We start from the raw sequence: 24579 nt of genomic DNA on the forward strand, positions 1-24579 counted from the left end.
ACGGGGGAGCTTCAGGTGCCGGCCAGGGTGTCCAGCAGGGTGGTGATCCGGGTGTCGATGGCGTCGCGGATGGAGCGCACGACCGCGATCGGGGCGCCGCCGGGGTCCGGGACGGGCCAGTCCAGGTAGCGGTGGCCGGGCACCACGGGGCAGGCGTCGCCGCAGCCCATGGTGATCACGATGTCGGCGGCCTGGACGACCTCGTCGGTCAGCGGTTTGGGGTAGACCTCGTCGAGTGGGACGCCGGCCTCGGTGAGGGCCTGGAGCACGTGGGGGTCGACGGCGCCCGAAGGGTGGGTGCCGGCGGAGGAGACGATGACGTCGTCCCCGGCCCGGTGGGCCAGCAGGGCGGCCGCCATCTGCGATCGCCCGGCGTTCTGGCTGCACACGAAAAGCACCCGCGGCCGTTCGCTGGTTGCGCTCTCGACGTGCGCCAGTGCATCCAGGCGCTCGGCGGCGCATCGCTCCGCGAGCACGACGAGGTGGGTGCGGACGTGCGCGTTCGCGGCGAGCTGCTCGTAGGAGTCGGCGATCAGCCGCTGTACCGTCTCCACGGAGTACCGGCCCTGGTGACGCATGGCGAGGCGGGCGACACCGGCCGCGAGATGTTCGTCGGGAAGGACCGGGTACGGGGACTCGGCCATGGCGAGAACCCCCTTCGGCGGGTTCAAAGAGGTCAGCCCAGGCTGGTATCAGCTGCGGGTGATGTGAGAGTATCAGCACATGATGACGTCAGTCGATACTGATCTGATCCGGGTTCTGGGTGATCCCCTGCGCCTCCAGATCGTGACCCTGCTCGCCCGCGAGACGCTCTGCACCACCCACCTGGTGGAGGAGACCGGTGCCAAGCAGACCAACCTCTCCAACCACCTGAGAGTGCTGCGCGAGGCCGGGGTCGTGGAGACCGAGCCCTGCGGCAGGTTCACGTACTACCGGCTCAAGCCGGACGTCATCGAGCAGCTCGCCGGGCAGTTCGCCGCACTCGCGCAGACCGCGCGCCTTACCGCCGAGGCGAACTTCAAGCGCTCCTGTCCCTGACCCTCCCCCCTTGCCTCACCTGCCCGAGGAGACCCTGCCCGTGACCGCCACCAAGCCCGCCGCGAGCGACGCCATAGCTACCGACACGTCGCCGCAGCCCGCGCCCGGCGCCACCCCGCCCCGTACCCCGCTCGTCGCCCGCGCGGCCGCCGAGCTCGTCGGCACCGCCGCGCTGGTCGCGATCGTCGTCGGCTCCGGCATCCAGGCCACCGACCTCACCGACGACGTCGCCCTGCAGCTCCTCGCGAACTCCACCGCCACCGTCTTCGGGTTGGGCGTCCTGATCGCGCTCCTCGGCCCGGTGTCGGGTGCCCACTTCAACCCGGCCGTCACCCTGGCCGAGTGGTGGACCGCCCGCCGTGGAGGCGCGGGCGTGAACGGGCGCGAGCTCGCCGTGTACGTCCCCTCACAGGTCGTCGGCGCGATCGCGGGCGCGGTGCTGGCGGACGCGATGTTCGGCGAGCCGCTGGTGAAGTGGTCCACGCACGACCGCTCGGCAGGCAACCTGCTCCTCGGCGAGGTCGTGGCGACGGCCGGCCTCATCCTGCTGATCTTCGGCCTGGCCCGTACCGACCGGCTCCGCTTCGCACCCGTCGCCGTGGCTTCGTACATCGGCGCGGCCTACTGGTTCACCTCGTCGACCTCGTTCGCGAACCCGGCCGTGACGATCGGCCGCGCCTTCACCGACACCTTCGCGGGCATCGCTCCCGCCTCCGTCCCCGCATTCATCGGCATGCAGATCATCGGAGCGGTCGCGGGACTGGCCCTGGTCGCGATCATCTTCATGCGCGGCAAGACGACCAGCGAATGACGCAGGCCGTGGACGCGGTGGTGATCGGCGGCGGCCAAGCTGGACTCGCCGCCGGCTACCACTTGCGCCGCCTCGGCCTCGACTTCGTCATCCTCGACGCCCAGGCCGAGCCGGGCGGAGCCTGGCAGCACACCTGGGACTCCCTCCACCTCTTCTCCCCGGCCGCGTACTCCTCCCTGCCGGGCCGGCTCATGCCGCCGCAGCCCGGCGAGACGTACCCGGACGCGGCCCACGTCGTCTCGTACCTCACCGACTACGAGCGGCGGTACGAGCTTCCCGTCGTCCGATCGGTCAGGGTCGAGGCAGTGCACCGGGACGGTGAGTTCCTGCGCGTGGAGGCGGGCGCAGCCACCTGGCGGGCCCGTACGGTGATCAGCGCGACTGGCACCTGGCGGCGGCCGTTCATCCCCGCAGTCCCCGGGCGTACGGAGTTCAAGGGCGCCCAGCTCCACACTGTGGAGTACGACCGCCCCTCCGACTTCGCCGGGCAGAAGGTGGTGGTCGTCGGGGGCGGGAACTCCGGCGCCCAGATCGCCGCCGACCTTGCGTACGACACCGACCTCACCTGGGTCACCCTTCGCGAACCACGCTATCTCGCCGACGACATCGACGGCCGCGCCCTCTTCGACCACGCCACGGCACGCCGCCGCGCCCTCGACGAGGGCCGCACGGACACGGGAGGCGTCGCCTCGATGGGCGACATCGTCGCCGTACCGCCCGTCCGTGAGGCCCGCGACGCCGGGCTCCTCAAGGCCCAGCCGATGTTCGCCCGGCTGACGGCGACGGGCGTGGAGTGGGCCGACGGCATGCACACCGACGCCGACGCGATCATCTGGTGTACCGGCTTCCGTCCCGCCCTCTCCCACCTGGCGCCCCTCGGCCTGCGCGGGCCCCGCGGCCACATCCCCACCGCGGGGACCCAGGCCCTCGCAGAGCCCCGCCTACACCTCCTCGGCTACGGCGACTGGACCGGCCCTGCCTCAGCCACCCTCATCGGCGTCGGCCGCCCCGCGCGTGACGCGGCCCGTGAGATCGCGGGGCTGCTGCGGGCTTGACCTTCAAGTCGACTTGAAGGTTTACGTTCGAGGTATGAGCACTCTGCGGATCTCCCAGCTGGCCGAACGCTCCGGCGTTCGCCCGTCCACGCTGCGGTTCTACGAGTCGGCCGGTCTCTTGCCGGCCGAGCGCACCGCGGCCGGCTACCGCCTCTACGACGAGGGGTCGGTGGAGCGCCTGGCCTTCATCTCCTCCGCCAAGCTGCTGGGGCTCGCGCTGGAGGACATCCGCGACCTCCTCGACGTGCGGGACGAGGGGGTGTGCGCGGCGGTGCGGGCCCGGATGGTGCCGATGGTCGCCGACCGGATCGCGGACGCGGACCGGCGAGCGGCCGAGCTGGCCGCGTTCTCCGCCCACCTGGCCGGTGTGCACGAGCAGCTGGCCGGTCCGGCTCCGGCGGGCGCCTGCGGCCCGGACTGCGGCTGCACCGGCGAAAGCGACGCGCCGGGCCCTGTCCTGGTCGAACTGTCGCCCACACGTCCCCCGGTCCCGGACTCCGTACCCGCTGAGGCCGGGGAGCCGTGGGGCGAGACACCGGTGGCATGCACCCTGAGCAGCGATGAGCTGGGAGAGCGCACCGCGCAGTGGCGGGACCTCGTCGCCCGGGCCACCACACGCGAAGAGGTCCCGGACGGGGTGCGCCTTATCTTCCCCGGTACCTCTGAGCTGGCCGCCGAGGTCGCTTCGCTGGCCGCGGCCGAACAGGGATGCTGCGCGTTCTTCGACTTCACCCTGCACCTGACCCCCGCCACGCTGGAGCTGACCGCGCGTGCCCCCGAGGCCGCGGGATCCCTGCTGGCCGACCTCTTCGGAGCTGCCTCGTGACCATCCCGTCCCCTTGAACGCGGCGGCATCCGGTGAGAGACCGCCCCTCAGCGGGCATCATTCAAGCCCGGGCGACGAGAGCGGGCAGGCCATGACGAACGAGGGCCCTATAGACCGGCAGGCCGTGTACGACGACTACGAGCGCGCCCGCCAGACCTTTCACCGGCTCCTCGACACGGCCTCGAAGGGCGACCTGGCCCGGCCCACCCGCGGCACCAAATGGACCAATGAGCAGCTGCTGTGGCACATGCTCTTCGGCTACATGGTCGTCCGGGCGCTGCTGATCCTGGTCCGCGCATTCGGCCGGCTCCCGCGCAGGGTGAGCAAGGTGTTCGCGCGGGTGCTGGACGCTGTCACCGTGCCGTTCGACCTGGTCAACTACCTAGGTCCGTGCGGGGCGGTGAAGGTGTACGGGCCGCGCCGCATGGCCGCCGCCTTCGACCGGGGCACCCGGGCTCTGGAGCGCCGGCTGGCAGAGGAATCCGAAGCCGGTCTAGCACGCGGCATGCACTACCCGGTCCGCTGGGACCCCTTCTTCCAGGACTACATGACCCTCGCGGACATCTACCGCTACCCGACCCGGCACTTCGACTTCCACCACCGCCAACTCACCCTCGGCGGCGGGAAAGCGTTCAGTTGATCGCCGGGCTGCGGCGCTCCAGCAGGACCACGTCACGCCAGCGGCCGTGGTGCCGGCCGATGCGCTCACGCGTCCCGATGACCCGGAAGCCGGCCCGTTCGTGGACGGCGAGGCTGGCGATGTTCTCGGGGAAGATGCCGGACTGGATCGTCCAGATCCCGGCCGACTCCGTGGAGTCGACGAGCGCCTTCAGGAGCGCGGAGGCGACACCCCGGCCCCGGGCGTCCGGGTGGACGTACACCGAGTGCTCGACGACGCCGGCGTACGCGCACCGGTCCGAGACCTTGGTGGCGGCGACCCAGCCGAGCACCCGGCCGTCCTCGTCGAGCGCGGCGAAGCGGTGCTCGGCCAGCTTGGCCTTATCGAACTGCTCCCAGGTCGGGGCGGTGGTCTCGAAGGTGGCGTTGCCCTCGTCGATCCCTGCCTGGTAGATCGCGATGACCTCGTCGGCGTGGTCGGCGGTGAGCGGCACCACCATGGCGGCGGCGGTCACGCGGCGGCGGCCTTGGTCAGCAGCTGGCCCATCGCCGCGAGGACGGCCGGCTCGACTCGGTAGTAGACCCAGGTGCCGCGCCGCTCGGAGGAGAGCAGCCCGGCTTCCTTGAGCTTCCTCAAGTGGTGGGAGACGGTCGGCTGCGAGACGCCGACGTCGGAGATGTCGCAGACGCACGCTTCGCCGCCTTCGTGCGAGACGACGGCCGAGAACAGCCGCAGCCGGACCGGATCGCCCAGGGCCTTGAACATGACGGCGGTCCGTTCCGCCTCCTCCGCCGTCAGAGGCCGCTCGGTCAGCGGCGGGCAGCATGGCTGGACGGCGGGCTCCAGCAGCGGCAGCGTTCTCATATTCGACATGCGTCTATGTTGACACATGTCGAAGCAGGAGTGCAGGGTCACGAGCGGCGCAGTTGCCCGGTCAGTCGCCGTGCGGCGCGCCGGGCGTCGCGGCCGACTCCGCGGAGGGAGGCGGAGGACAGGCTCCGCTGCCACTCCAGCCCGAGGTGGGCGAGGCGGGGGTGAGCGAGTGAGGCGCCGTCGCGGTGGCGTGGCCGGCCGTCCTCGCCGAGGGCGTCGAGCGGAGCGAGGTAGTCGAGGTCGGGCCGGTAGCCGGTGGCCAGGACGATCGCGTCCACACCCTCCTTCGTTCCGTCGGCCCAGGCGACTGTCGGGCCGTCGACGTGCGTGAACATCGGGCGGCGGTCCGGTGCCTGCGCGGCGAGGGCGGCCCGGTAGCGGCCGTCGTCGATGACCGCCATCGTGGCCGGCCTGCGCTGGAAGCGGGCGAGCGGCGCCGAGTCCAGCCCTGTGGCGTTCAGCCAGAAGTGCAGGTCCCGCCCGAGCGGTCGCTGCGGGAACCACCGCACCGGTGCGCGACTGGCCAGGCTCACCCGGGCGACCCGCGCGAGCTCGACGGCCACCTGCACCGCCGAGTTCCCGGCGCCGACGACCACGACCCGCTGCCCCGAGAACGGCTCCGGCCTGCGGTACTCCGAGACGTGCAGCACCGTGCCGGTGAAGGTGTCGAGCCCGGGCAGGGCGGGCCGGTTCGGCCGGCCGAAACCGCCGGTGGCCGTGACGACCGCCCGTGCCCCGAGCTGCCGTCCGTCCACCGTCCGCAGCGCGAATCCCTCCCCGTCCGCACGTACGGAGGAGATCTGCCGGCCGGTGCGGATGTCCGCGTCCAGGCGCTCGGCGTACCTGAGCAGGTAGGCCACCACCTCGTCCCGGTGCGGATACCGGTCCGGGTCGCCGCCGAACGGCAGGCCCGGCAGTGAGCTGTGCCGAGCCGGAGAGAACAGGGTGAGGCTGTCGTAGTACCGCAGCCACGACCCCGCCGCCTGCCCCGACGCCTCCAGCACCACAGGCGTCAGGCCCTCCCGCCGCAGGTGGTACGCCGCGGCCAGGCCCGACTGACCGCCGCCGATCACGGCGACGTCGACGTGCTCCATGAACAGCCTCCATTTTGATGAATGTCTATGTTGACGCTCATCGAATCAGGTGCCATGCTGAACCCGCAAGAGATCGACAGACGTCGAAGCAAGGAGATCGTCATGAACGCCATCGCCCGCGAGCAGCTGCCCGTCCTGGTCATCGGAGCCGGTCCCGCCGGTCTGGCCGCTGCCGCCCACCTCGTCGACCGCGGCCTTGAGCCCCTGGTCCTCGAAGCGGGCGAGCAGGCGGGGGCGGCGGTGCGCGAGTGGTCGCACGTGCGGCTCTTCTCCACCTGGGGAGAGGCCACCGACCCGGCCGCCGAGAAGCTCCTGGCCCCCACCGGCTGGGTGAAGCCGGACGCGAAGACGTACCCGACGGGCGGCGACTGGGCGGAGCAGTACCTCCAGCCGCTCGCCGACGCCCTGGGCGACCGCATCCGGCTCGGCGCCCGGGTCACCGGGGTCTCCCGCTCGGGGCGCGACCGGATCGTCGACGCCGACCGCGAGGACCAGCCCTTCACCGTCCACGTCACGTACACGGACGGCCGCGAGGAGCGGATCTTCGCCCGCGCCGTGATCGACGCCTCCGGCACCTGGTCCACCCCGAGCCCGGCCGGCGGCGACGGCCTCCCCGCCCTCGGCGAGCGCGCCGCGGCCGACCGGATCTCCTACCGCGTCCCCGACCTCAAGAACCCGGCGACCAGGGCCCGCTACGCGGGCAAGCGCACCGCCGTCATCGGCTCCGGCGCCTCCGCCTTCACCGCCCTCGCGACCCTCGCCGACCTCGCGAAGTCACAGGACGGCTCCGGCACGCACGCGACCTGGATCCTGCGCCGCGGCATCTCCGGCTCCACCTTCGGCGGCGGATCCGCCGACCAGCTCCCCGCCCGTGGTGCCCTCGGCCTCGCCGCCAAGGCCGCCGTCGACGAGGGTCACGCCGACGCCGTCACGGGCTTCCGGGCCGCGGCGTTCGAGCGCGACGGCGAGCAGCTCGTCCTGGTCGCGGAGGACGGCCGCCGTCTCGACCCGATCGACGAGGTCATCGTCCTCACGGGCTTCCGTCCCGACCTCTCCTTCCTCGACGAGCTCCGCCTCGGCCTCGACGAGCGCCTCCAGGCGCCGGTCGCGCTGGCCCCGCTCATCGACCCCAACCAGCACTCCTGCGGCACCATCTACCCCCACGGGGCGAACGAGCTCTCCCACCCGGAGGAGGGCGTCTATCTGGTCGGCATGAAGTCCTACGGCCGCGCCCCGACCTTCCTCGCCCTCACCGGCTACGAGCAGGTCCGCTCCGTCGTCGCCGCCATCGCCGGCGACCAGGAGTCCGCCGAGCGCGTCGAACTCGTCCTCCCCGAGACCGGGGTCTGCGGCGGCGCCGGCCTCTTCGACGACCAGTCGGCCGACGACACCCAGGCCGACGGCGGCGGCTGCTGCACGCCGGCCCCCGCGCTCATCCTGCTCGGCGCCGGTTCCCAGGCCACCGCCGGCGGCTGCTGACCCTGCCCAACCACCCACACCTGGAGGACACGATGTCCCGAGTACAGCTCGCCCTGCGCGTCCCCGACCTTGCGGCATCCATCGCCTTCTACACCAAGCTCTTCGGCGCCGAACCGGCCAAACTCCGTGACGGCTACGCCAACTTCGCCATCACGGAACCGCCGCTCAAGCTCGTCCTCATCGAAGGCACCGAAGGCGAGGACACCCGCCTGGACCACCTCGGCGTGGAAGTCGAGAGCACCGACGCCGTCCACGCCGCCACCACCCGGCTGAGCGGCGAGGGCCTCCCGACGAGGGAGGAGAACGACACCACCTGCTGCTACGCCGTCCAGGACAAGGTGTGGGTCACCGGCCCCGGCAGTGAGCCGTGGGAGGTGTACGTCGTCAAGGCCGACGCCGACACCCTGACCAAGCAGCAGGGCAGCACCTGCTGTTCCAGCACGTCGGCCACCGCCGAGAACGGCACGAGCGAGCCGGTCGCCGCCGCCGCCGCCGGCGGCTGCTGCTGACCTCGCGATGACCGACCTTCACACGCGCGGGGCCGCGACCGGAACAGGGGACCGGTCGCGGCCCCGCGCCGTCCTGCCCGCGCTCTGCGCCACCCAGATCACCGGCTGGGGCATCGTCTACTACGCCTTCCCGGTCCTCCTCTCCCGGATCACCGCCGACGCCGGCTGGTCCACGGGAGCGACAACGGGCCTACCGGATTCACCAGTTCACCGAGTCCCCCGGAGAACGCCGACGGAATCGGTGAATACGCCTGAGGGTTCGAGTGGTCAGGGCTTGAGGAGGGCGGCTGCCTCGCGGGCGGCGTCGATGGCTCCGGCGCGGGCGGCCTGCCGGTCGTCGTCGCTGCGGGCGTAGGCCACGGAGATGACCATGTTGCTGCGGCGGAAGAAGACCTGCGCGGTGATGTTCTTGCCGGGTACGGGCGGCCGGAAGCGGAGAAGGGCTTCGTCGCCGAGGCCGAGCAGGTCTTCCTGGGTGTCCTTCTCCCAGCCCAGTTCTCCGTCGGTGCGCTGCTCGCGCATGTCCTTCTCGGCCAGTTCGACGTTGAGGCGGCTGGCGAAGAGATGGACGTTGGCCCCGGTACTTCCCCTTCTCACGCGGGGCTGCCCAGGTGCAGGAGGCCACGTCCTCGCGTCCGCCGTACGCCTCGGGCACGAGCCGGTGGATCGTCTCGGGGGTGACGAGCTCGCAGAACCGCGGATCGGCCGTGAACTCGCCCTCCTGCTCGCCGTCCCACCACCGCCATGTCCAGAAGGCGGCCAGGGTGACAACGCCCGCGCGGTCCACAACTCCCTGCCCACGGCGAGCGACGCCTACCACCGCCGGAAGTATCGCTGAGAGCGGCGGAATCCGGCTCACCTTGCCGGTGACCGGCAGCTTCACCTGCCCCCGATCCTGCAGTGGAACCCTCTGTCCCTTCGTCCTTCTCCAGCCGAGAGTGCGTTCGTGAACTTTCTTCTCTTCCTGGCGTGCAGCTTCCTCGCCGGCGCGTTGCCGGCCCTGTGGGGAAACTGGCGGGACAGGTCGCGCGGGCGTGCCTTCGCCTCGGGCAGGGCTGTGGGGGTCCCTGCAGAGGTGGTCTGGCAGGCCGGTGACGGGACCCGGGGCGAGGGCCGGCCCGCACGGGGGGGATCTCTGGGTCGTCCACCGCGTCGACGAGCCGGTGCGCTTCGTGGCGGAGTCCGCTGTGCTCGCGGTGCCCCGCGGCGGGCGGGTCAGAGATGTCGTTCCCCTGCGTTCGGGCGGGTTCACGCGGCCGTCGTTCGTTCATCGGAACACCGTGGTGTACGAGGTGCCGGGGATGGGGCGCGTACTGGAGATCACCGTGGAACGGCCGTCGACGGGGATCGTGACGAAGGCGCTCAGCGATCCTGGCGACGGCGAGCCGACGCCCTCCGGTTCTCGCTGCGGAACCACGTACGGATGCCCGGCTTCGCCGCGCTGCTGCTGACCGGCGCGCTCGCCCTGGGGCTCTTCGGCGTGCATACGTTCGGCCTGGGAAGGGACGTCACCGCGGAGGTCACCGGCGTGCGGGATGCCGAGTGTCAGGTGAAGTGGCAGGACCCGTGGGACGCGAGCCGTACCCAGCACGCGCGAGTGGACTGCTATCAGGGAGAGCAGCCGGGTGACACGTTGCGGATCAGCGCCAGGCCATGGCCGGTCCGCGGGGAAGGAGCCGGTGACGCCCTAGGAGCTGTCCGGCCGATCATGGGACTGTTGCTGCTGCGGTCGACGAGGCCGGGATCACGTCGCACGAGGAACGCCTTGAGAGCGGACTCGCATCCAAAGGTCACCCCGACCTGCGCCGGGCGCGCGAGGCCGAGTCGGTGCTGTCGGTGTCCCTCACAGGTCGTCCGGGTTTCCGTCGACGGCCGGTCCGCAACCATCGGGCAGGTTGGCCACGATGAGTCCGACGGCTTCCTCCACAGTGTCCGGTTCGCCGAGCACCGTCTTGTCGGAGTGCCGGAACACATGGAACCCGCCGGGACGGGGGAACAGCGCGGCGACGTCATGGGTCCACGGGTATTGAGTGCACCGGCTGAAGTACAGCGCTCCGTGGCTGACCATGGGAAACAACTCCCCCAGCCGAGGGTGCGCGTGGGCCGCGCGCGGGATCGCGGGGTCAATGCGCCTCTCGCTCATTTCCAGGATTCTCCGCCACTCCGCGGCTACGATCTCCGACGCCTCACGCGGGGATTCGCTGTTCATCGTGCTCCAACGTCACGTGCGGGTCGATCTCGGGGATGTCGGGCTTCGGGCCTTGATCTCTCCTTGTACCGCCCTTCGTCTCCTCGTCGCGGGTATACCAGTGGATGTCGTCCCACGACCGCCCGTCCGGGTTCGGCTCGTTGTAGATGTTGAGTTCGCCCTCGCATACGACCACGTTCCGTGCGACCACGCTCATCTCCCAGGCGGTTCCGTTACCGTACTCGGGCTGGTTCCCGTCGACGGTCGAGAACGGGGAACCCTGCTTGACCGCCGTCTGGAAGGCGTCGACGATGTCGGCCGGAGTGTTCCAGTTGCCGCGTTCTCCCCTGCTGTTCAGCATGCCGTCGAGGGTGATGGAGAGCGTGGTGTTCTTGTCCGCGACGGAATTCATGACGTTGGACATCCATACCGGCACTTCGTCCACGACGGTTCCGTACGGCGGGCCGTTGTATGTGTGGGCTCCCAGGTCCGGGTCGACCTTACGGCCGCGCAGGTGGTCGACGAAGGCTTCGCTATGGTCCTCGATTCCCAGCACCACACTGTGCGGGTGCTCGCCCTTCCTGCGGTGTGGGCACCCCGTCTCCACCTCCTCCTTCGCCAGACCCATCGGGTCGATCCACCGCGTCGGGTTCTCCACGTACGAAACCGAGTTCGGCGCCGGCACGAGGCCGAGGGGGCCGGGGAGACGTATCGGCCCACCTCGCCCCGCCTGAGCGGGCGTCGCGAACGCGGTACACAGCCGCGGCGGCGACAGCCGGCGCCTTTCGGAGGTTCTTGGCACCGGGAAGGCCGCCGTCATTGGGTGATTGCCCGCCGCAATGTACGCCGGCCCGAGGAAGTCTCCTGCTGCATCGCCTACTGCCTGACGGCACCACCCTCGACCAGCCGGCGCAGGTCAGGTCGGTTCTCCAGGGTCTGGTAGAGCCGCTCGGGGAGGCCGGGCCGGACGGTGCCGTGGCTGCGACCACCGACCGGCCCGGAGTTTCAGGCCACTTGAGGTGTGGCGAGCTCGTGCTCGCAGGCGTCGTCGATTCCGTACGTCTCCCAGTCCGGGAAGTCGTCCACGGCGGGCGCGGCTTCGTCCGGGCCGAGCAGGCAGGCTTCGTGGGCCGCCCGGAGGGCCTCGGCGCGCAGGCCCGTGCCGATGAAGACGAGCTCCTGGCCCTGCGTGGTGTCCGGTCCGAGGGCGCCCGAGGGCTCGAAGCGGGCGACGGCGCCGGCCTGGGACCAGAGTCCGGTGACGCGGGGGCGGCTGGCGAGCCGGAAGAAGCCCTTGGAGCGCAGGATCTGTCCGAAGGTGCCGCTGTCGAGGCCCTTGGTGACGAAGGTCCACAGTCGGCCGGGGTGGAAGGGGAGGTCGGCGCGGAAGACGAGCGAGGAGATGCCGTACTCCTCGGATTCCGGGACGTGGTCGCCGTTGAGCTCCTTGACCCACCCCGGGGCCTGCTGGGCACGCTCGACGTCGAACAGGCCGGTGCCCAGCACCTGTTCGAGGGCCACCTGCCCGCGGACGGCGGGAACGATCCTCGCCTCCGGGTTCAGTCGCGAGAGTGTCGCGCGCAGCCTGGACGCCTCGGTCGGCCGCACCAGGTCGAGTTTGTTGAGGACGATGACATCCGCGAACTCGAGCTGGTCCATGAGGAGGTCGCTCACGGTGCGCTCGTCGTCCTCGTACGGGGCGAGGCCGCGGGCGGTGAGTTCGTCGCCGCCGGCGAGCTCCGGCAGGAAGTTCGCGGCGTCCACGACGGTGACCATGGTGTCGAGGCGGGCGAGGTCGCTCAGGGTGGCGCCGTCGTCGCGCGGGAACGAGAAGGTGGCCGCCACGGGCATCGGCTCGGAGATCCCGCTGGACTCGATGAGGAGGTAGTCGAAGCGCCCCTCGCGGGCCAGTCGGTCGACCTCCTCCAGCAGGTCATCGCGCAGGGTGCAGCAGATGCACCCGTTGGTCATCTCTACCAGGCGCTCCTCGGTCCGCGACAGCGCCGCCTCTCCGCCGCGCACGAGGGCGGCATCGATGTTGACCTCGCTCATGTCGTTGACGATGACCGCGACGCGCAGGCCTTCGCGGTTGCCGAGCACGTGGTTGAGCAGGGTGGTCTTGCCGGCTCCGAGGAACCCGGACAGGACGGTGACGGGCAGCAGGGCGGGCTTCGTGGCGGTCATCCGGCTCAGCCCTCAGGGTGCAGCAGGCCGCGTTCGTACGCCTTCACCAGGCGCTGCGGGACCTGGTACACGGAGCCGTCGACCGTGATCGGGACGAGCTGCGCCGTCGTGGCCTTCCACTGGGCCCGGCGGTGGCGGGTGTTGCTGCGGGACATCTTCCGCTTGGGGACGGCCATCGGGATCTCCTGAGGTGTCGAGGGTGTTCGGCGTGAGCCTATATGAAAACGACGACCGTTTTCAATTAGCTGGAAATTCGCTGGCGGTGAGCTGTGCGGAGTCCAGGGGGCCGCCCATGCAAGGGGCGTCCAGGCCTACGCCGGTGCGCGGCATCCGGGCAGTTCGGCCACCGACGTGACGGTGGCAGACGGTGTGAGCCGCTCGGTCGGTGGCGGAGCCACGGCGAACGACACTCGGCGGGTCCTCAGGTGGACTGCCGGCCGGGTGCATCGTCGCGGCGGTCGGTGTCGGTGTCGGTGTCGGTGTCGGTGTCGGCGTCGCACGGCTTGAGGTCGCCGAGGCTGCGGGCGACTCGTTGCAGCAGGGTGCGGAACAGCTCGCGGTCGTCCTCGTCGATCGCGGAGAGGAGCCCGTCCTCCGCCTCTCGCACCCGCCGTTGTAGCTCCCGGGCGGTGTCGATGCCGTGACCGGTCGCGACGATCTTGCGTCGGCGCCGGTCGGCAGGGTCGAGCCGGCGCTCGACCAGCCCGGCAGCCACGAGCTCGTCGATCAGGTAGGTCATTACGGTGCGGTCGATCCGCAGATAGCCGGCCAGGGCAAGCTGATTGGGTGCGTCCCCCTCGACTACGGCGGCGAGCGTCTGGTAGCCACGCGCGCCCTGCGGGACGCTCTCGAGCACCGCGGAGACAGCGGCGCGATAGGCATGCGCCACCGCCATCAGCGAGAACCCGAAGTCCTCGGTGAGGTCGCCACACCCGGCGACTGACGCGGTCGGCGTGCTGCTGCCCATGACAGGAATCATACCTTTCGACCCGTTGTTGAATAGATCGTCTGCCTGGCAGACCATCTACCGGGCAGCACACTTCCGCAAGGTGCCTCGAAACAAGCACCGCGAACGAGGAAGGCCAGGCCCGTCATGCTCAAGATCGGCATCATCCTCGGCAGCACCCGTCCCCACCGCAACGGTGAACAGGTCGCCCGCTGGGTGCTCGACATCGCATCACGCCGCACCGACGCCGAGTTCGAACTCCTCGACCTCCGCGACTACCCACTGCCGCACCTCGACGAACCCATGCCGCCGTCGCTCGGCCATTACCAGAACGAGCACACCCGGCAGTGGGCGGACAAGATCGCATCATTCGAGGGGTTCGTCATCGTGACGCCGGAGTACAATCACGGCATCCCGGGCGTGCTGAAGAACGCCCTCGACTTCCTCTACGCCGAGTGGAACAACAAGTCGGTCGGCTACGTGTCCTACGGCGGCGTGGGCGGAGTCCGTGCGGTCGAGCAGCTGCGCCTGGTCGCCGGCGAGCTCCAGATGGCCGACGTACGCCAGCAGGTCCCGCTGTCGCTGATCACCGAGTTCGAGAACTACCGGGTCTTCAAACCCGGCGACTACAACCTGCCGGCCCTGAACGCGATGCTCGACCAGGTCATCGCCTGGAGCACCGCACTCGCGCCCCTGCGTACGGCCGCGACCGCCGCAGCCTGACCGGGCTCGCTGCAGCGCCTACCTCGCCTTCCGGTACGGGCCTGCCGAGTCGTCCTGGTAGGGGCGGTGAGCAGTGATCGACAAGGGTGCCCTCCGGTAGACCCGGCTGCTATCTCGGACCCGTTCTCATCGCCAGGAGGGTTGCCACGACTGAGCTTCCGGCCAAGGCGAGGAAGAGGCCGCTGTAGCCGCCGAGGGGTCCGGCGAGGATGGCGCCGGCCCAGGGCGCAAGGGCGGCGGCGATGGTGGCCGGGGCCGTGAGGAGGGCGGAGAGGCGGCCGTAGTGGGTGGCGCCCCAGCGATCGGTGACCGCGGTGGCCTGGAGGAGGGTGAGGTTGCCGCGGACGACTCCGGCGAGGACGGAGAGCAGGACCAGGAGCGGGAGGGGGCCGGGGACCAGGGCCAGTGCCGCGGTGGTGGCGCCGCCGAGGGCGATCAGTGCGGCGGTGCGGGTGGTGACGGTGGTGCGGGCGGCGAGGGCGGCGTAGAGCGTGCGGCCGAGGGTCTGGCCGGCGCCGCCGAGACCGAGGGCCCAGGCTGCGGCGGTCGGACTCGCTCCGCGTTCTTCGAGGAGGGGTACGAGGCCGATGACGACCGCGTACATGGCGAAGCCGGAGAGCGTGAACGCGAGGGCGAGCAGGACGAAGGGGCTGCTGCGGGCGGTGTCGTCCTTCCCGGTCGGCTGTTCGGGGCCGGGACCCGGGGGCGGGGGTGGCCAGGGGGCCCGTAGGGCGAGGGCGTGGGCAGGGATGGTGACGAGGGCGAGGACGCCCGCCAGGACGACGTACGTGCTGCGCCAGGTGAGGTGTTCGGCGAGCGCGGCCGTGAGCGGGGCGAAAACGGTGGAGGCGAGGCCGCCGGCAAGCGTGACGATCGTCAGGGCCCGGACGCGATCGGGCCCCCACCACCGGGTGAGGGCGGCGAAGGCGGGGTGGTAGAAGGTGGCTGCCATCGCGATGCCCGCGAGGGCCCAGGCGGCGTAGAAGGCAGGCAGGTTGGGGGCCGCCGCCACGGCGAGCACGGCGACCACCGCGAGGACGGAGCCCGCCGTCATGACGAGGTGCGGGCCGCGCCGGTCCAGGATCCGGCCGATGGGCACACTTGCCGCCGCCGAGACGAGAAGGGCCAGCGAGAACGCACCTGTTGTCGCGCCGACGGACCAGCCGGTGTCGGCGGTCATGCGGGAGAGCAGAACGGGGAAGGCGTAGTAGACGATCCCCCAGCCGGTGATCTGCGTCAGGCAGAGGGCGGGGAGCACGGCGCGGGGCCGCGACCCGTCCCCCGTTCCGGTCGCGGCCCCGTCCGTACGGGTGTCGAGGTCGGTCACGAGCCGCAGGAGGGCGCCGGGGTCGTGGTGCCGAGCGGGATGAGCGCGGGGGCGGGAGCGCAGCAGCTTCCGCCGTCCGCGGTCTGCTCCGTGTCCGGCTGGTCGAAGAGGCCGGCGCCGCCGCACACTCCGGTCTCCGGGAGGACGAGTTCGACGCGCTCGGCCGACTCCCGGTCGCCCGCGAGGGCGGCGACGACGGAGCGGACCTGCTCGTAGCCGGTGAGGGCGAGGAAGGTGGGGGCGCGGCCGTAGGACTTCATGCCGACGAGGTAGACGCCCTGTTCCGGGTGGGACAGCTCGTTCACGCCGTGGGGGTAGACGGTGCCGCAGGAGTGCTGGTTGGGGTCGATCAGCGGGGCCAGTTCGACCGGGGCCTGGAGGCGCTCGTCGAGGCCGAGGCGCAGCTCGGAGAGGAAGGAGAGGTCGGGGCGGAAGCCGGTGAGGACGACGACCTCGTCGACCGGGTCGAGCCGGCGGCCGTCCTCGGCCACGAGGACCAGACGGTCGCCGTCGCGCTCGATCGCCTCCGTACGGAAGCCGGTGACGGCGTCGGCGTGGCCCTCGTCCACCGCGGCCTTCGCGGCGAGACCCAGTGCGCCGCGGGCGGGGAGCTGGTCGGCCGTGCCGCCGCCGAAGGTGGAGCCGGAGATGCCCCGGCGCAGGATCCACACGGCCTTCGCCCCCGCGCCGTCCTCGGCCTTGGCAAGGTCTGCGAGCAAGGCGAGGGCGGTGAAGGCGGAGGCGCCGGAGCCGATGACGGCGGTGCGCCTGCCCGCGTAACGGGCTCGGACGGACGGGTCCTTGAGGTCGGGGACACGGTAGGTGACGCGGTCGGCGGCGGCCTTCTCGCCAAGAGCGGTGAGACCGGACGCGCCTGCCGGGCTCGGGGTGACCCACGTGCCGGAGGCGTCGATCACCGCGCGGGCGAACAGCCGCTCCTCCCGGCCGTCGGCGTGGGCGACGTGGACGACGAACGGCTGGGCGTCGCGGTCGGCGTCCACGATGCGGTCGCGGCCGGCGCGCGAGACGCCGGTGACCATGGCGCCGGTGCGGACGCGGTCGCCGAGGACGTCGGCGAGCGGCTGGAGGTAGTCGGCCGCCCAGTCGCCGCCCGTCGGGTACGTCGTCGTGTCGGGCTTCACCCAGCCGGTGGGGGCCAGGAGCTTCTCGGCAGCCGGGTCGGTGACCTCGCCCCACGTGGAGAAGAGACGGACGTGCGCCCACTCGCGTACCGCCGCACCAGCCACCGGCCCCGCCTCGAGAACCAGCGGTTCGAGGCCACGCCCGACGAGGTGGGCGGCGGAGGCCAGGCCGACGGGCCCGGCCCCGATGACCACGACGGGCAGCTGGTCGGTGGCGGTGGTGTTCACGACGATTCCCCTTTGTTTCGACATCTGTCGATCCCTTGTGCCGCAAGCATGGCACCTGCATCGACACTCGTCAACATAGACATTCATCGAAGTGGAGCGGATCCCGGGCACCCCTTGGGCGCCTGGTTCGATGTGTGTCAACATAGATACATGTCGAATGCTGCGCTGCCGCTCCTTGAGCCCGAGGTCGCCCCCTGCTGCCCGCCGCTCACCGAGCGCCCGCTGAACGCCGAGGAGGCCGAGCGGACCGCGAAGATGTTCAAGGCGCTCGGCGATCCGGTCCGGCTGCGCCTGTTCTCGGCGGTCGCCTCGCACGAGGGCGGCGAGGCGTGCGTCTGCGACATCTCCGACGTCGGCGTCTCGCAGCCGACCGTCTCCCATCACCTGAAGAAGCTGAAGGAGGCCGGGCTGCTCTCCTCCGAGCGGCGCGGGACCTGGGTCTACTACCGCGTCGAGCCCGCCGTCCTCGCTGCAATGGGTGCGCTCCTCACCAAGGCGGCCGCCGCATGACCGTCGCGACCACCGTCGTCGTGCCCCTGACCGCCGCACACGCCGACGAGGTCGTCGCGATCTACCAGGCCGGCATCGACGAGGGCAACGCCACCTTCGAGACCACCGCCCCCACCTGGGAGCAGTTCGACGTGGCCAAGCTGCCGGAGCACCGCTTCGCCGCCCTCGATGCCGACGGGACGGTGCTCGGCTGGGTCGCCGCCACCAAGGTCTCCGACCGGTGCGCGTACGCGGGCGTGATCGAGCACTCGGTGTACGTGCACCCCGACGCCAGGGGCCGGGGCGTCGCCTCCGCGCTCCTCGTCGCCCTCGTCGACTCCACCGAAGCGGCCGGCATCTGGACCATCCAGTCCGGCGTCTTCCCCGAGAACACCGCCAGCCTCGCCGTCCACCGGCGGGCCGGCTTCCGGATCATCGGCACCCGTGAACGCATCGGCCGCCATCACGGCGTCTGGCGCGACACCGTCCTCATCGAGCGCCGCAGCACCGTGGTGTGAGCGCGGCGGCGGTACTCAACGGCGTGGAGTTAGGCGCCCTTGAACTCCGTACGGCCGGGGACGGGGATGGACGGGCGCCACCAGGTGCCGGTCGCGCTGATCACCGTACGGGCCCGCCGGCTGCCGGCGTCGGCCTCCACGCGCAGGAACTCGCCGTCCCGGTGGACCGCTTCGACCCTGACCGATCGGACGACGGGAAGCTCGTACCGCCGCTCGTAGTCGGTGAGGTACGAGACGACGTGCGCCGCGTCCCGGTACGTCTCGCCCGACTGCGGCGGCGGATGGCGAAGTCGAGGTCGAGGCGGCGCAGGTGGTAGCCGGCGGCGAGCCCGGTCTGGCCGCCGCCGATCACCACAACGTTCGCGACCTGTGTCACTCGGTGGTCGTCTTGCCGCGCATGAAGATGATCGCGACCAGGGCCAGTCCCGCGACCGCTCCGATGATCTGCATGCCGATGAATGCGGGGACGGAGGCGGGAGCGATGCCCGCGAACGTGTCGGTGAAGGCGCGGCCGATCGTCACGGCCGGGTTCGCGAACGAGGTCGACGAGGTGAACCAGTAGGCCGCGCCGATGTACGAAGCCACGGCGACGGGTGCGAAGCGGAGCCGGTCGGTACGGGCCAGGCCGAAGATCAGCAGGATGAGGCCGGCCGTCGCCACGACCTCGCCGAGGAGCAGGTTGCCTGCCGAGCGGTCGTGCGTGGACCACTTCACCAGCGGCTCGCCGAACATCGCGTCCGCCAGCACCGCGCCCGCGATCGCGCCGACGACCTGTGAGGGGACGTACACGGCGAGCTCGCGCCCGTTCACGCCCGCGCCTCCACGGCGGGCGGTCCACCACTCGGCCAGGGTGACGGCCGGGTTGAAGTGGGCACCCGACACCGGGCCGAGGAGCGCGATCAGGACGCCCAACCCGAAGACGGTGGCGGTGGAGTTCGCGAGGAGCTGCAGGGCGACGTCGTCGGTGAGGTCGGTGGCCTGGATGCCGGAGCCGACGACGATCGCGACCAGCGCGGCGGTGCCGACGAGCTCGGCGGCCGCGCGGGCGACGAGCGGGGTACGGGGCGGGGTGGCGCCGGGCGCGGGCTGCGGCGACGTGTCGGTAGCTATGGCGTCGCTCGCGGCGGGCTTGGTGGCGGTCACGGGCAGGGTCTCCTCGGGCAGGTGAGGCAAGGGGGGAGGGTCAGGGACAGGAGCGCTTGAAGTTCGCCTCGGCGGTAAGGCGCGCGGTCTGCGCGAGTGCGGCGAACTGCCCGGCGAGCTGCTCGATGACGTCCGGCTTGAGCCGGTAGTACGTGAACCTGCCGCAGGGCTCGGTCTCCACGACCCCGGCCTCGCGCAGCACTCTCAGGTGGTTGGAGAGGTTGGTCTGCTTGGCACCGGTCTCCTCCACCAGGTGGGTGGTGCAGAGCGTCTCGCGGGCGAGCAGGGTCACGATCTGGAGGCGCAGGGGATCACCCAGAACCCGGATCAGATCAGTATCGACTGACGTCATCATGTGCTGATACTCTCACATCACCCGGAGCTGATACCAGCCTGGGCTGATCTCTTTGAACCCGCCGAAGGGGGTTCTCGCCATGGCCGAGTCCTCGTACCCGGTCCTTCCCGACGAACGTCTCGCGGCCGGTGTCGCCCGCCTCGCCGTGCGTCACCAGGGCCGGTACTCCGTGGAGACGGTACAGCGGCTGATCGCCGACTCCTACGAGCAGCTCGCCGCGAACGCGCACGTCCGCACCCACCTCGTCGTGCTCGCGGAGCGGTTCGCCGCCGAGCGCCCGGACGCACTGGTGCACCCCGAGAACCCCATCGCCACCGGTGGCCGGCCGCGGGATCCGCGACGCCATCGACACCCGTATCACCACCCTGCTGGACACCCTGTCCGGCACCTGAAGCTTCCCGTCCCCGCGCCATGCTCCATCCCTGCCTAAGGAAGAACCGATGACCGCTCCGCTCGCCTCCGTGCTCTTCGTCTGCGTCCACAACGCCGGCCGCTCCCAGATGGCCGCCGGGTTCCTGAACCACCTCGCCGGCGACCGCATCGAGGTCCGCTCCGCCGGCTCGATCCCGGGCGACCAGGTCAACCCGGCCGCGGTCGAGGCCATGGCCGAGGTCGGCGTCGACATCTCCGACCAGAAGCCGAAGGTGCTGACCACCGAGGCCGTCCAGGCGTCCGACTACGTCATCACCATGGGCTGCGGCGACGCCTGCCCGATCTTCCCGGGCAAGAAGTACCTCGACTGGGCCCTGGAGGACCCGGCCGGCCAGGGCGTCGATGCCGTCCGCCCCATCCGCGACGAGATCAAGGTCCTCATCGAGGGCCTCATCGCCGAGATCGACGCGAAGAAGGAGGCGTGACCTCAGTGACCGACCGGCCACAATTGTGAGCGGGCGCCGGCCGCGTTGGTACGGGCTCGCCTCGGCCCCCTCAGGGCCGGGCCGAGGCGAAGCCGTCGAGTGTTAGCCGGTGGTCCGGGCCGCGGCCTCGATGAGGCGGGTCGTGGTGCGCGGATGGCTGATCATGGCGACATGGGACGCCCCCCGCGCCTCGACGACGTGGCGGGCGCGTGCCCGGTCGTAGAAGAAGCGCTGCAGGGCGGGCGGAATGGCCTTGTCGGCGTCGGCGACCAGGCCCCAGGAGGGGATGGTGCGCCAGGCGGTGGAGGCCGTGGGGTCGGTGAAGCAGGTGGCGCTGAAGGGGCGTTGGGTGGCCTGCATGAGCCGGGTGGTGGCGACCGGCAGGTCGGCGGCGAACGCGGCGCGGAATCTGTCGGCCTCCAGATACAGGTCGACACCCGTGGTGCCGTCGGGGGCGTCGTAGGGGACGCCCCGAGTCGCGGCCTCGATGATGCTGCCGGGGTATTTGTTGATCAGTACGCCGAGCTGCTCGCCCTTGTCGGGGACGAAGGCGGCGACGTAGACGAGTGCCTTGACGTTGGAGGCACCGGCGGCGGCGTTGGTGATGGTGGCGCCGCCGTAGGAGTGGCCGACCAGGACGACCGGGCCGCTGATCGAGCGAAGGACACTGGCGATGTAGGCGGCGTCGCCGGGCAGGCTGCGCAGCGGGTTTGCGGGGGCGATCGTCGGGTAGCCGGCGTCCTGGAGCCGCTCGATGACACCGTTCCAGCAGGAGGCGTCGGCGAATCCGCCGTGCACCAGCACGACGGTCGGCTTGGCCCCGGCCCCGGCCCCGGAGGGGGCGGCGGCGGAGGCTGCCGAGGAGAGCGGTCCCAGCAGTGCTGCCGTGCTCGCCACCGCGGCGCTGCCGGCGAGGACTCGACGGCGGGTGAGCTCAGGATCCATGGGGACTCCCAGAGTGGTCGGGGTGGAGTGTCTCGTCCGGTCGCGGGTGTCGGCCCGAGAGTTCGGCGCGGAAGCCGAAAGGCAGTCCCTAGGGGGTGCTGACGCCGTGCGCGGCCTGCGCGATGACGGCGGCCACGACCGCCGGGCGGGAGACGTAGACGGCGTGGCTGCCGGGGGTCTCGGTGACGATCGCGCCGGCGCGCTCGGACATGGCGCGCTGAGCGGCCGGCGGGATCATGCGGTCGTCGGTGGCGACCAGGTACCACGACGGCTTGCTCTGCCAGGCTGGTTCGGAGACCGCCCCTTCGAGGGCGTCGACGCCCCAGGGGACCTGGGAGTCGGCCATGAACGCGGCCGTCGATTCGGGGACGTCGGCGGCGAAGGAGACTGCGAACCTGTCCCGGTCCAGGAGCAGGCGGCCGTCCGTGGGCGGCAGGATCGGCGGAACCGGCGCACCGGGCGGCGGGTCGGCGATCAGGGAACCGACAGACTCGCCCTTGTCCGGTGCGAAGGCGGCGATGTAGGCGAGCGCGGCGACGCCCGGGTGGTTGCCGGCCTCGGTGATGACGACCCCGCCGTACGAGTGGCCGACCAGCACGGCCGGGCCGTCGAGGCGGTCGAGCACCTGGTGGGTGGCGGCGACGTCGCCGGCCAGCGACTCGGTCGGGTTCTGGACGACGGCCACCCGGTAGCCGTCGGCGGTCAGGTGGTCGTAGACCTCCCGCCATCCCGACCCGTCCACGAAGCCACCGTGCACGAGCACGATGTTCCTGATGGTTGCCATGGGCATCTCCGCTCTGGCGGGACGGGCCCGATGCCCGTCCGGCGCCTCCATCCAAGTCGTCCACGGGGCCGGTGAACACGCAGAGCAGCATGCAGAGTTGGCGGCCGACGGCCGACGGCCGTGCCCTTCGTCCCGTCCGCGTCAGGCCGTGCCGGTCACCAAGGCCCGGCAGCGGCTGCTCGCCTCGGTGTCGCCGATCGACGCGAAGATCTGCGCCGCCCGCCCGTAGGCACGGTCGCTCTCGTCGGTGCGCCCCTCGTCGGCCAGCAGGGAAGCCAGCGTCTCCAAAGCGTCCGCCTGCCGGTAGTCGGATGCCCGGAGCTTGTCCACCAGATCGATTCCCTCGACGAGCGCGGTGATCGCCTCCGTACGACGACCGAGGTACCGGAGACAGGAGCCGATGCGCAGCAGCGCCAGGGGCCGACTGTGCACGACGACGCTCGGTGTCATCCCCGACTCGGGGTCATCCAGCACGGCGAGCAGTTCGAGGTAACGCTCCAGAGCCTCGGCGTAGCGCCCATCGTCGAAAAGGCACCTGGTGATGGCGGCGTTGCTCTGGACGTAGGAGTCGATGTCGCCGATGGCCTGGAACATCTCGGCCGCCCGGGAGGACGACTCGATGGCCTCGTCGTGTCGGCCGAGCATGAGGAGTGCGTCAGCGGTGTACTCGTGTGCCCAGGCGATCTGCGAAGTGGCATCGGACCGGGTGGCCAGCTCCCGCGCCTCGGCCGCGTACCGCAGGACGGCCCCCGGGTCACCGGGCGGCACCGAGTGGACCCAGGCCAGATAGTTCAGCTGGGTGGCCTGCTGCGCCAGGTCCCCGAGGGCGGCCGCGGCCTCCGCACCCAGCGTGAAGACCTCCTGCCAGTGCGGGCTGTGCAGCCACCGGTCGGAGAACCAGTGCATCGACTCCGCGCAGTCGAGGACGAGAGAGTGCCGGCCGCCGCTTCCCGCCGCGGCCCGCATCGCACCCAGCCAGTTGTCCACGTTCACCCGCAGCCACCCGTCGGCCTCCTCCTCGGAGGACAGGACGGCGAGCTCGGGATCGGACCGGTCGGGACGGCCGTACCCGGGCTCGAACCACCGCCCGGACAGGGTGGCCATCCGCAGCAGCCACGACGTCACCCGTTCCGTCAGTGCCTGCCGCCCGGCCTCGGACTGCTCCTCCAGGAGCCGGTCGCGGGCGAACAGGCGGACGAGGTCATGGAAGCGGTACCGGCCGTCGGTGCTGTCCTGCAACAGTCCGAGGTCGACGAGCTCGTCGAGTGCGTCCCAGGCGTCCGCGATCGGTGTTCCCCCGGCGACGGCCGTCAGAGCGGCGTCGAAGTCCCGTCCGGGTACCACGGCGAGGCTCCGGAACACCTGGCGTGTGGAGTCCGCGAGTTGCTCGTACGACAGCCTGAACGCGTTGGCTATCTTGAGGTCGCCGGCCTTGAACTGCTCAAGCCGCCGCCCCTCGTCCGCCAGCCGGGCGATGAGCTGGGCGGCATCCCAGTCCGGCCGGCTCAGCAACCGGTTCCCGATGATCCGCAGTGCCAGGGGCAGCCCGCCGCACAGCTCGGCGAGCCGGGTGAGCGTCGGCACCTCGTCGTGCGCGGAGCGTTCGCCGAGAATCCCGGTCAGCAGCTCCGTGGACTCCGGCACCTGAAGGGGGCCCAGGACGAGTCTGCGGACCCCTTCCAAGCCCGCCAGTAACCGCCGCGTGGTGATCAGTGCCCTGCTGGTACCCCCTCCCGGCAGCAGCGGACGTACCTGTTCCTCCGACGCGGCGTTGTCGAGGACGACCAGCACGCGCCTGTCCCGCAACAACGACCGGTACAGGGAGGCGCGTTCCTGGAGATCGCCCGGGACCTGCTGGTCGGCGACACCGAGCGCGCGCAGCAGTTGGCGCAGCGCGTCGTCGGCGGTCACCGGCCGCCGGGACATGCCGAACAGATCGAGGAACAGCACCCCGCCGGGGAAGCTCGGCCGCACCGTATGGGCGGCACGGACGGCCAACGTGGTCTTCCCCAGGCCGGCGGAGCCGGTGATGAGCCCCACCACACCGACACCCGGCGAACGCTCGGCGTACACGAGCTCGCTCAACCAGATCAGTTCCCCGGCGCGGCCGGTGAAGTCCTCGACGATCCGCGGTAGTTCGCACAGGCCGCCCCGCCGCGCCCAGTGGTCCCGCAGCCGGCCGTCGCGCGCCAGCGCGATCAGCCGCTCGCGGCCGCCGTCATCCAGCTTCAGTGCATCCGCCAGGGCGGTGACGGTACGGGCCTGAGGGCCCTTGCTCCGTCCGCGCTCCATGTCCGACAGCGTCCGGGCGCTGACGCCCGAGACCTCTGCCAGCTGCTCCAACGTCAGCTGTGCCGCGCGACGGTGACCACGCAGCACCTCCCCGAAACCCGGACGGCCCGTACCCTCCATGCAGTCACACTCCCGATGAGCGGCGAAAGCACGG

At 71.2% G+C, this 24579-nt stretch carries 30 protein-coding genes and 3 pseudogenes; 14 read left to right on the plus strand and 19 right to left on the minus strand.

Annotation, left to right across the window (positions count from 1 at the left end; translation table 11 throughout):
• Positions 1–11: 11 nt before the first annotated feature.
• Positions 12–644, minus strand: a complete 633-nt coding sequence (locus OG357_RS36770; RefSeq protein WP_329625230.1) for an arsenate reductase ArsC — start codon at positions 642–644, stop codon at positions 12–14.
• A gap of 79 nt (positions 645–723) precedes the next feature.
• Between OG357_RS36770 and OG357_RS36775 the strand changes: the two genes are divergently transcribed.
• From OG357_RS36775 to OG357_RS36795, 5 genes are all read left to right on the plus strand, one after another.
• Complete coding sequence (locus OG357_RS36775; RefSeq protein WP_030842180.1) at positions 724–1038, plus strand: ArsR/SmtB family transcription factor; 315 nt, start codon at positions 724–726, stop codon at positions 1036–1038.
• A 40-nt stretch (positions 1039–1078) separates the two neighbouring features.
• Complete coding sequence (locus tag OG357_RS36780) at positions 1079–1849, plus strand: MIP/aquaporin family protein (RefSeq protein WP_329625816.1); 771 nt, start codon at positions 1079–1081, stop codon at positions 1847–1849.
• Positions 1846–2904, plus strand: coding sequence for an ArsO family NAD(P)H-dependent flavin-containing monooxygenase (locus OG357_RS36785; protein ID WP_329625231.1), 1059 nt, complete (start codon positions 1846–1848; stop codon positions 2902–2904). The genes OG357_RS36780 and OG357_RS36785 overlap by 4 nt, the downstream gene beginning before the upstream one ends.
• Positions 2905–2938: 34 nt before the next feature.
• Positions 2939–3730, plus strand: a complete 792-nt coding sequence (locus OG357_RS36790; protein WP_329625232.1) for a MerR family transcriptional regulator — start codon at positions 2939–2941, stop codon at positions 3728–3730.
• 91 nt (positions 3731–3821) lie between these two features.
• Positions 3822–4370: a DinB family protein gene (locus tag OG357_RS36795; RefSeq protein WP_329625233.1), complete on the plus strand. Its 549-nt coding sequence runs from the start codon at positions 3822–3824 to the stop codon at positions 4368–4370.
• Here OG357_RS36795 and OG357_RS36800 read toward each other — a convergent pair.
• From OG357_RS36800 to OG357_RS36810, 3 genes are read right to left on the minus strand one after another with little or no spacing between them, the layout of a single operon-like run.
• Positions 4363–4848, minus strand: coding sequence for a GNAT family N-acetyltransferase (locus OG357_RS36800; protein WP_329625817.1), 486 nt, complete (start codon positions 4846–4848; stop codon positions 4363–4365). The two genes, OG357_RS36795 and OG357_RS36800, sit on opposite strands and share 8 nt — an antisense overlap.
• A gap of 11 nt (positions 4849–4859) precedes the next feature.
• Positions 4860–5222, minus strand: coding sequence for an ArsR/SmtB family transcription factor (locus OG357_RS36805; protein WP_329625234.1), 363 nt, complete (start codon positions 5220–5222; stop codon positions 4860–4862).
• Positions 5223–5260: 38 nt separating this feature from the next.
• A complete protein-coding gene (locus OG357_RS36810; protein WP_329625235.1) occupies positions 5261–6316 on the minus strand; it encodes a flavin-containing monooxygenase in 1056 nt (351 codons plus the stop codon).
• A 102-nt stretch (positions 6317–6418) separates the two neighbouring features.
• On the opposite strand from OG357_RS36810, the gene OG357_RS36815 reads away from it, so the two are divergent.
• From OG357_RS36815 to OG357_RS36825, 3 genes and pseudogenes are all read left to right on the plus strand, one after another.
• Positions 6419–7795 carry an NAD(P)-binding domain-containing protein gene (locus OG357_RS36815; RefSeq protein ID WP_329625236.1) on the plus strand — a complete coding sequence of 459 codons (1377 nt, stop codon included), beginning with the start codon at positions 6419–6421 and terminating at the stop codon, positions 7793–7795.
• A gap of 32 nt (positions 7796–7827) precedes the next feature.
• Positions 7828–8304 (plus strand): ArsI/CadI family heavy metal resistance metalloenzyme, encoded by a 477-nt coding sequence (locus tag OG357_RS36820; protein WP_329625237.1) that lies wholly within the window; start codon positions 7828–7830, stop codon positions 8302–8304.
• A 7-nt stretch (positions 8305–8311) separates the two neighbouring features.
• Positions 8312–8491: pseudogene (locus OG357_RS36825) on the plus strand (MFS transporter); the annotation flags it as partial.
• Positions 8492–8571: 80 nt separating this feature from the next.
• Here the strand turns inward: OG357_RS36825 and OG357_RS36830 are convergent.
• From OG357_RS36830 to OG357_RS36845, 4 genes are all read right to left on the minus strand, one after another.
• On the minus strand, positions 8572–8901 hold the full coding sequence (locus OG357_RS36830) for a hypothetical protein (protein WP_329625238.1): 330 nt from the start codon (positions 8899–8901) through the stop codon (positions 8572–8574).
• Between the two features lie 670 nt (positions 8902–9571).
• Positions 9572–9790 (minus strand): hypothetical protein, encoded by a 219-nt coding sequence (locus OG357_RS36835; RefSeq protein ID WP_329625239.1) that lies wholly within the window; start codon positions 9788–9790, stop codon positions 9572–9574.
• 357 nt (positions 9791–10147) lie between these two features.
• Complete coding sequence (locus tag OG357_RS36840) at positions 10148–10513, minus strand: DUF6193 family natural product biosynthesis protein (RefSeq protein ID WP_329625240.1); 366 nt, start codon at positions 10511–10513, stop codon at positions 10148–10150.
• Positions 10491–11150, minus strand: a complete 660-nt coding sequence (locus OG357_RS36845) for a hypothetical protein (protein ID WP_329625241.1) — start codon at positions 11148–11150, stop codon at positions 10491–10493. Before OG357_RS36845 ends, OG357_RS36840 begins: the two co-directional genes overlap by 23 nt.
• Positions 11151–11288: 138 nt before the next feature.
• Between OG357_RS36845 and OG357_RS38900 the strand changes: the two are divergent.
• Positions 11289–11410 (plus strand): annotated as a pseudogene (locus tag OG357_RS38900) (IS701 family transposase); the annotation flags it as partial.
• Positions 11411–11497: 87 nt separating this feature from the next.
• Here OG357_RS38900 and OG357_RS36850 read toward each other — a convergent pair.
• From OG357_RS36850 to OG357_RS36860, 3 genes are all read right to left on the minus strand, one after another.
• Positions 11498–12676 (minus strand): GTP-binding protein, encoded by a 1179-nt coding sequence (locus tag OG357_RS36850; RefSeq protein WP_329625242.1) that lies wholly within the window; start codon positions 12674–12676, stop codon positions 11498–11500.
• A 5-nt stretch (positions 12677–12681) separates the two neighbouring features.
• On the minus strand, positions 12682–12852 hold the full coding sequence (rpmF, locus tag OG357_RS36855) for a 50S ribosomal protein L32 (RefSeq protein WP_329625243.1): 171 nt from the start codon (positions 12850–12852) through the stop codon (positions 12682–12684).
• A 245-nt stretch (positions 12853–13097) separates the two neighbouring features.
• Complete coding sequence (locus OG357_RS36860; protein WP_329625244.1) at positions 13098–13643, minus strand: MarR family winged helix-turn-helix transcriptional regulator; 546 nt, start codon at positions 13641–13643, stop codon at positions 13098–13100.
• 126 nt (positions 13644–13769) lie between these two features.
• Between OG357_RS36860 and OG357_RS36865 the strand changes: the two genes are divergently transcribed.
• Positions 13770–14345, plus strand: coding sequence for an NADPH-dependent FMN reductase (locus OG357_RS36865; RefSeq protein WP_329625245.1), 576 nt, complete (start codon positions 13770–13772; stop codon positions 14343–14345).
• A 109-nt stretch (positions 14346–14454) separates the two neighbouring features.
• On the opposite strand, the gene OG357_RS36870 is transcribed toward OG357_RS36865, so the two are convergent.
• Complete coding sequence (locus tag OG357_RS36870) at positions 14455–15672, minus strand: MFS transporter (RefSeq protein ID WP_329625246.1); 1218 nt, start codon at positions 15670–15672, stop codon at positions 14455–14457.
• Positions 15669–17066 carry an NAD(P)-binding domain-containing protein gene (locus tag OG357_RS36875; protein WP_443066780.1) on the minus strand — a complete coding sequence of 466 codons (1398 nt, stop codon included), beginning with the start codon at positions 17064–17066 and terminating at the stop codon, positions 15669–15671. Before OG357_RS36875 ends, OG357_RS36870 begins: the two co-directional genes overlap by 4 nt.
• 126 nt (positions 17067–17192) lie before the next feature.
• Between OG357_RS36875 and OG357_RS36880 the strand changes: the two genes are divergently transcribed.
• A complete protein-coding gene (locus OG357_RS36880) occupies positions 17193–17552 on the plus strand; it encodes an ArsR/SmtB family transcription factor (RefSeq protein ID WP_329625248.1) in 360 nt (119 codons plus the stop codon).
• A complete protein-coding gene (locus tag OG357_RS36885) occupies positions 17549–18049 on the plus strand; it encodes a GNAT family N-acetyltransferase (protein WP_329625249.1) in 501 nt (166 codons plus the stop codon). The genes OG357_RS36880 and OG357_RS36885 overlap by 4 nt, the downstream gene beginning before the upstream one ends.
• A 32-nt stretch (positions 18050–18081) precedes the next feature.
• On the opposite strand, the pseudogene OG357_RS36890 reads toward OG357_RS36885, so the two are convergent.
• The 3 genes and pseudogenes from OG357_RS36890 to OG357_RS36900 form a co-directional block, all read right to left on the minus strand.
• Positions 18082–18425 (minus strand): annotated as a pseudogene (locus OG357_RS36890) (NAD(P)-binding domain-containing protein); the annotation flags it as partial.
• The gene (locus tag OG357_RS36895; RefSeq protein WP_329625818.1) at positions 18422–19192 is read right to left on the minus strand and encodes an MIP/aquaporin family protein; all 771 of its coding nucleotides are present in this window, start codon (positions 19190–19192) and stop codon (positions 18422–18424) included. The gene OG357_RS36895 and the pseudogene OG357_RS36890, both read right to left, overlap by 4 nt.
• 40 nt (positions 19193–19232) lie before the next feature.
• Complete coding sequence (locus tag OG357_RS36900; RefSeq protein ID WP_030842180.1) at positions 19233–19547, minus strand: ArsR/SmtB family transcription factor; 315 nt, start codon at positions 19545–19547, stop codon at positions 19233–19235.
• Between the two features lie 79 nt (positions 19548–19626).
• Here OG357_RS36900 and OG357_RS36905 point away from each other — a divergent pair, with 79 nt between their 5' ends.
• Both OG357_RS36905 and OG357_RS36910 read left to right on the plus strand, forming a co-directional pair.
• Positions 19627–19977, plus strand: a complete 351-nt coding sequence (locus OG357_RS36905; RefSeq protein ID WP_329625250.1) for a three-helix bundle dimerization domain-containing protein — start codon at positions 19627–19629, stop codon at positions 19975–19977.
• Between the two features lie 10 nt (positions 19978–19987).
• Complete coding sequence (locus OG357_RS36910) at positions 19988–20404, plus strand: arsenate reductase ArsC (protein WP_329625229.1); 417 nt, start codon at positions 19988–19990, stop codon at positions 20402–20404.
• A 102-nt stretch (positions 20405–20506) separates the two neighbouring features.
• On the opposite strand, the gene OG357_RS36915 is transcribed toward OG357_RS36910, so the two are convergent.
• The 3 genes from OG357_RS36915 to OG357_RS36925 all read right to left on the minus strand — a co-directional run bounded on the left by OG357_RS36915 (position 20507) and on the right by OG357_RS36925 (position 24545).
• The gene (locus tag OG357_RS36915; RefSeq protein ID WP_329625251.1) at positions 20507–21349 is read right to left on the minus strand and encodes an alpha/beta fold hydrolase; all 843 of its coding nucleotides are present in this window, start codon (positions 21347–21349) and stop codon (positions 20507–20509) included.
• Positions 21350–21437: 88 nt separating this feature from the next.
• Positions 21438–22133, minus strand: a complete 696-nt coding sequence (locus OG357_RS36920; protein ID WP_329625252.1) for an alpha/beta fold hydrolase — start codon at positions 22131–22133, stop codon at positions 21438–21440.
• A gap of 141 nt (positions 22134–22274) precedes the next feature.
• Complete coding sequence (locus tag OG357_RS36925) at positions 22275–24545, minus strand: helix-turn-helix domain-containing protein (RefSeq protein ID WP_329625253.1); 2271 nt, start codon at positions 24543–24545, stop codon at positions 22275–22277.
• Positions 24546–24579: the final 34 nt, after the last annotated feature.

Origin of the sequence: Streptomyces sp. NBC_01255, from assembly GCF_036226445.1 — a bacterium.
Classification (GTDB): Bacteria; Actinomycetota; Actinomycetes; order Streptomycetales; family Streptomycetaceae; genus Streptomyces.

Bases quoted from the DNA above. Each gene is read 5' to 3' on its own strand.
- OG357_RS36925 (WP_329625253.1), bottom strand. From the start codon at position 24,545: ATGGAGGGTACGGGCCGTCCGGGTTTCGGGGAGGTGCTGCGTGGTCAC.
- OG357_RS36885 (WP_329625249.1), top strand. From the start codon at position 17,549: ATGACCGTCGCGACCACCGTCGTCGTGCCCCTGACCGCCGCACACGCC.
- OG357_RS36860 (WP_329625244.1), bottom strand. From the start codon at position 13,643: ATGGGCAGCAGCACGCCGACCGCGTCAGTCGCCGGGTGTGGCGACCTC.
- OG357_RS36815 (WP_329625236.1), top strand. From the start codon at position 6,419: ATGAACGCCATCGCCCGCGAGCAGCTGCCCGTCCTGGTCATCGGAGCC.
- OG357_RS36835 (WP_329625239.1), bottom strand. From the start codon at position 9,790: ATGCACGCCGAAGAGCCCCAGGGCGAGCGCGCCGGTCAGCAGCAGCGC.
- OG357_RS36795 (WP_329625233.1), top strand. From the start codon at position 3,822: ATGACGAACGAGGGCCCTATAGACCGGCAGGCCGTGTACGACGACTAC.
- OG357_RS36910 (WP_329625229.1), top strand. From the start codon at position 19,988: ATGACCGCTCCGCTCGCCTCCGTGCTCTTCGTCTGCGTCCACAACGCC.
- OG357_RS36800 (WP_329625817.1), bottom strand. From the start codon at position 4,848: ATGGTGGTGCCGCTCACCGCCGACCACGCCGACGAGGTCATCGCGATC.
- OG357_RS36915 (WP_329625251.1), bottom strand. From the start codon at position 21,349: ATGGATCCTGAGCTCACCCGCCGTCGAGTCCTCGCCGGCAGCGCCGCG.
- OG357_RS36920 (WP_329625252.1), bottom strand. From the start codon at position 22,133: ATGGCAACCATCAGGAACATCGTGCTCGTGCACGGTGGCTTCGTGGAC.
- OG357_RS36775 (WP_030842180.1), top strand. From the start codon at position 724: ATGATGACGTCAGTCGATACTGATCTGATCCGGGTTCTGGGTGATCCC.
- OG357_RS36875 (WP_443066780.1), bottom strand. From the start codon at position 17,066: ATGTCGAAACAAAGGGGAATCGTCGTGAACACCACCGCCACCGACCAG.
- OG357_RS36805 (WP_329625234.1), bottom strand. From the start codon at position 5,222: ATGTCGAATATGAGAACGCTGCCGCTGCTGGAGCCCGCCGTCCAGCCA.
- OG357_RS36850 (WP_329625242.1), bottom strand. From the start codon at position 12,676: ATGACCGCCACGAAGCCCGCCCTGCTGCCCGTCACCGTCCTGTCCGGG.
- OG357_RS36900 (WP_030842180.1), bottom strand. From the start codon at position 19,547: ATGATGACGTCAGTCGATACTGATCTGATCCGGGTTCTGGGTGATCCC.
- OG357_RS36820 (WP_329625237.1), top strand. From the start codon at position 7,828: ATGTCCCGAGTACAGCTCGCCCTGCGCGTCCCCGACCTTGCGGCATCC.
- OG357_RS36905 (WP_329625250.1), top strand. From the start codon at position 19,627: ATGGCCGAGTCCTCGTACCCGGTCCTTCCCGACGAACGTCTCGCGGCC.
- OG357_RS36865 (WP_329625245.1), top strand. From the start codon at position 13,770: ATGCTCAAGATCGGCATCATCCTCGGCAGCACCCGTCCCCACCGCAAC.
- OG357_RS36840 (WP_329625240.1), bottom strand. From the start codon at position 10,513: ATGAACAGCGAATCCCCGCGTGAGGCGTCGGAGATCGTAGCCGCGGAG.
- OG357_RS36810 (WP_329625235.1), bottom strand. From the start codon at position 6,316: ATGGAGCACGTCGACGTCGCCGTGATCGGCGGCGGTCAGTCGGGCCTG.
- OG357_RS36785 (WP_329625231.1), top strand. From the start codon at position 1,846: ATGACGCAGGCCGTGGACGCGGTGGTGATCGGCGGCGGCCAAGCTGGA.
- rpmF (WP_329625243.1), bottom strand. From the start codon at position 12,852: ATGGCCGTCCCCAAGCGGAAGATGTCCCGCAGCAACACCCGCCACCGC.
- OG357_RS36790 (WP_329625232.1), top strand. From the start codon at position 2,939: ATGAGCACTCTGCGGATCTCCCAGCTGGCCGAACGCTCCGGCGTTCGC.
- OG357_RS36770 (WP_329625230.1), bottom strand. From the start codon at position 644: ATGGCCGAGTCCCCGTACCCGGTCCTTCCCGACGAACATCTCGCGGCC.
- OG357_RS36880 (WP_329625248.1), top strand. From the start codon at position 17,193: ATGTCGAATGCTGCGCTGCCGCTCCTTGAGCCCGAGGTCGCCCCCTGC.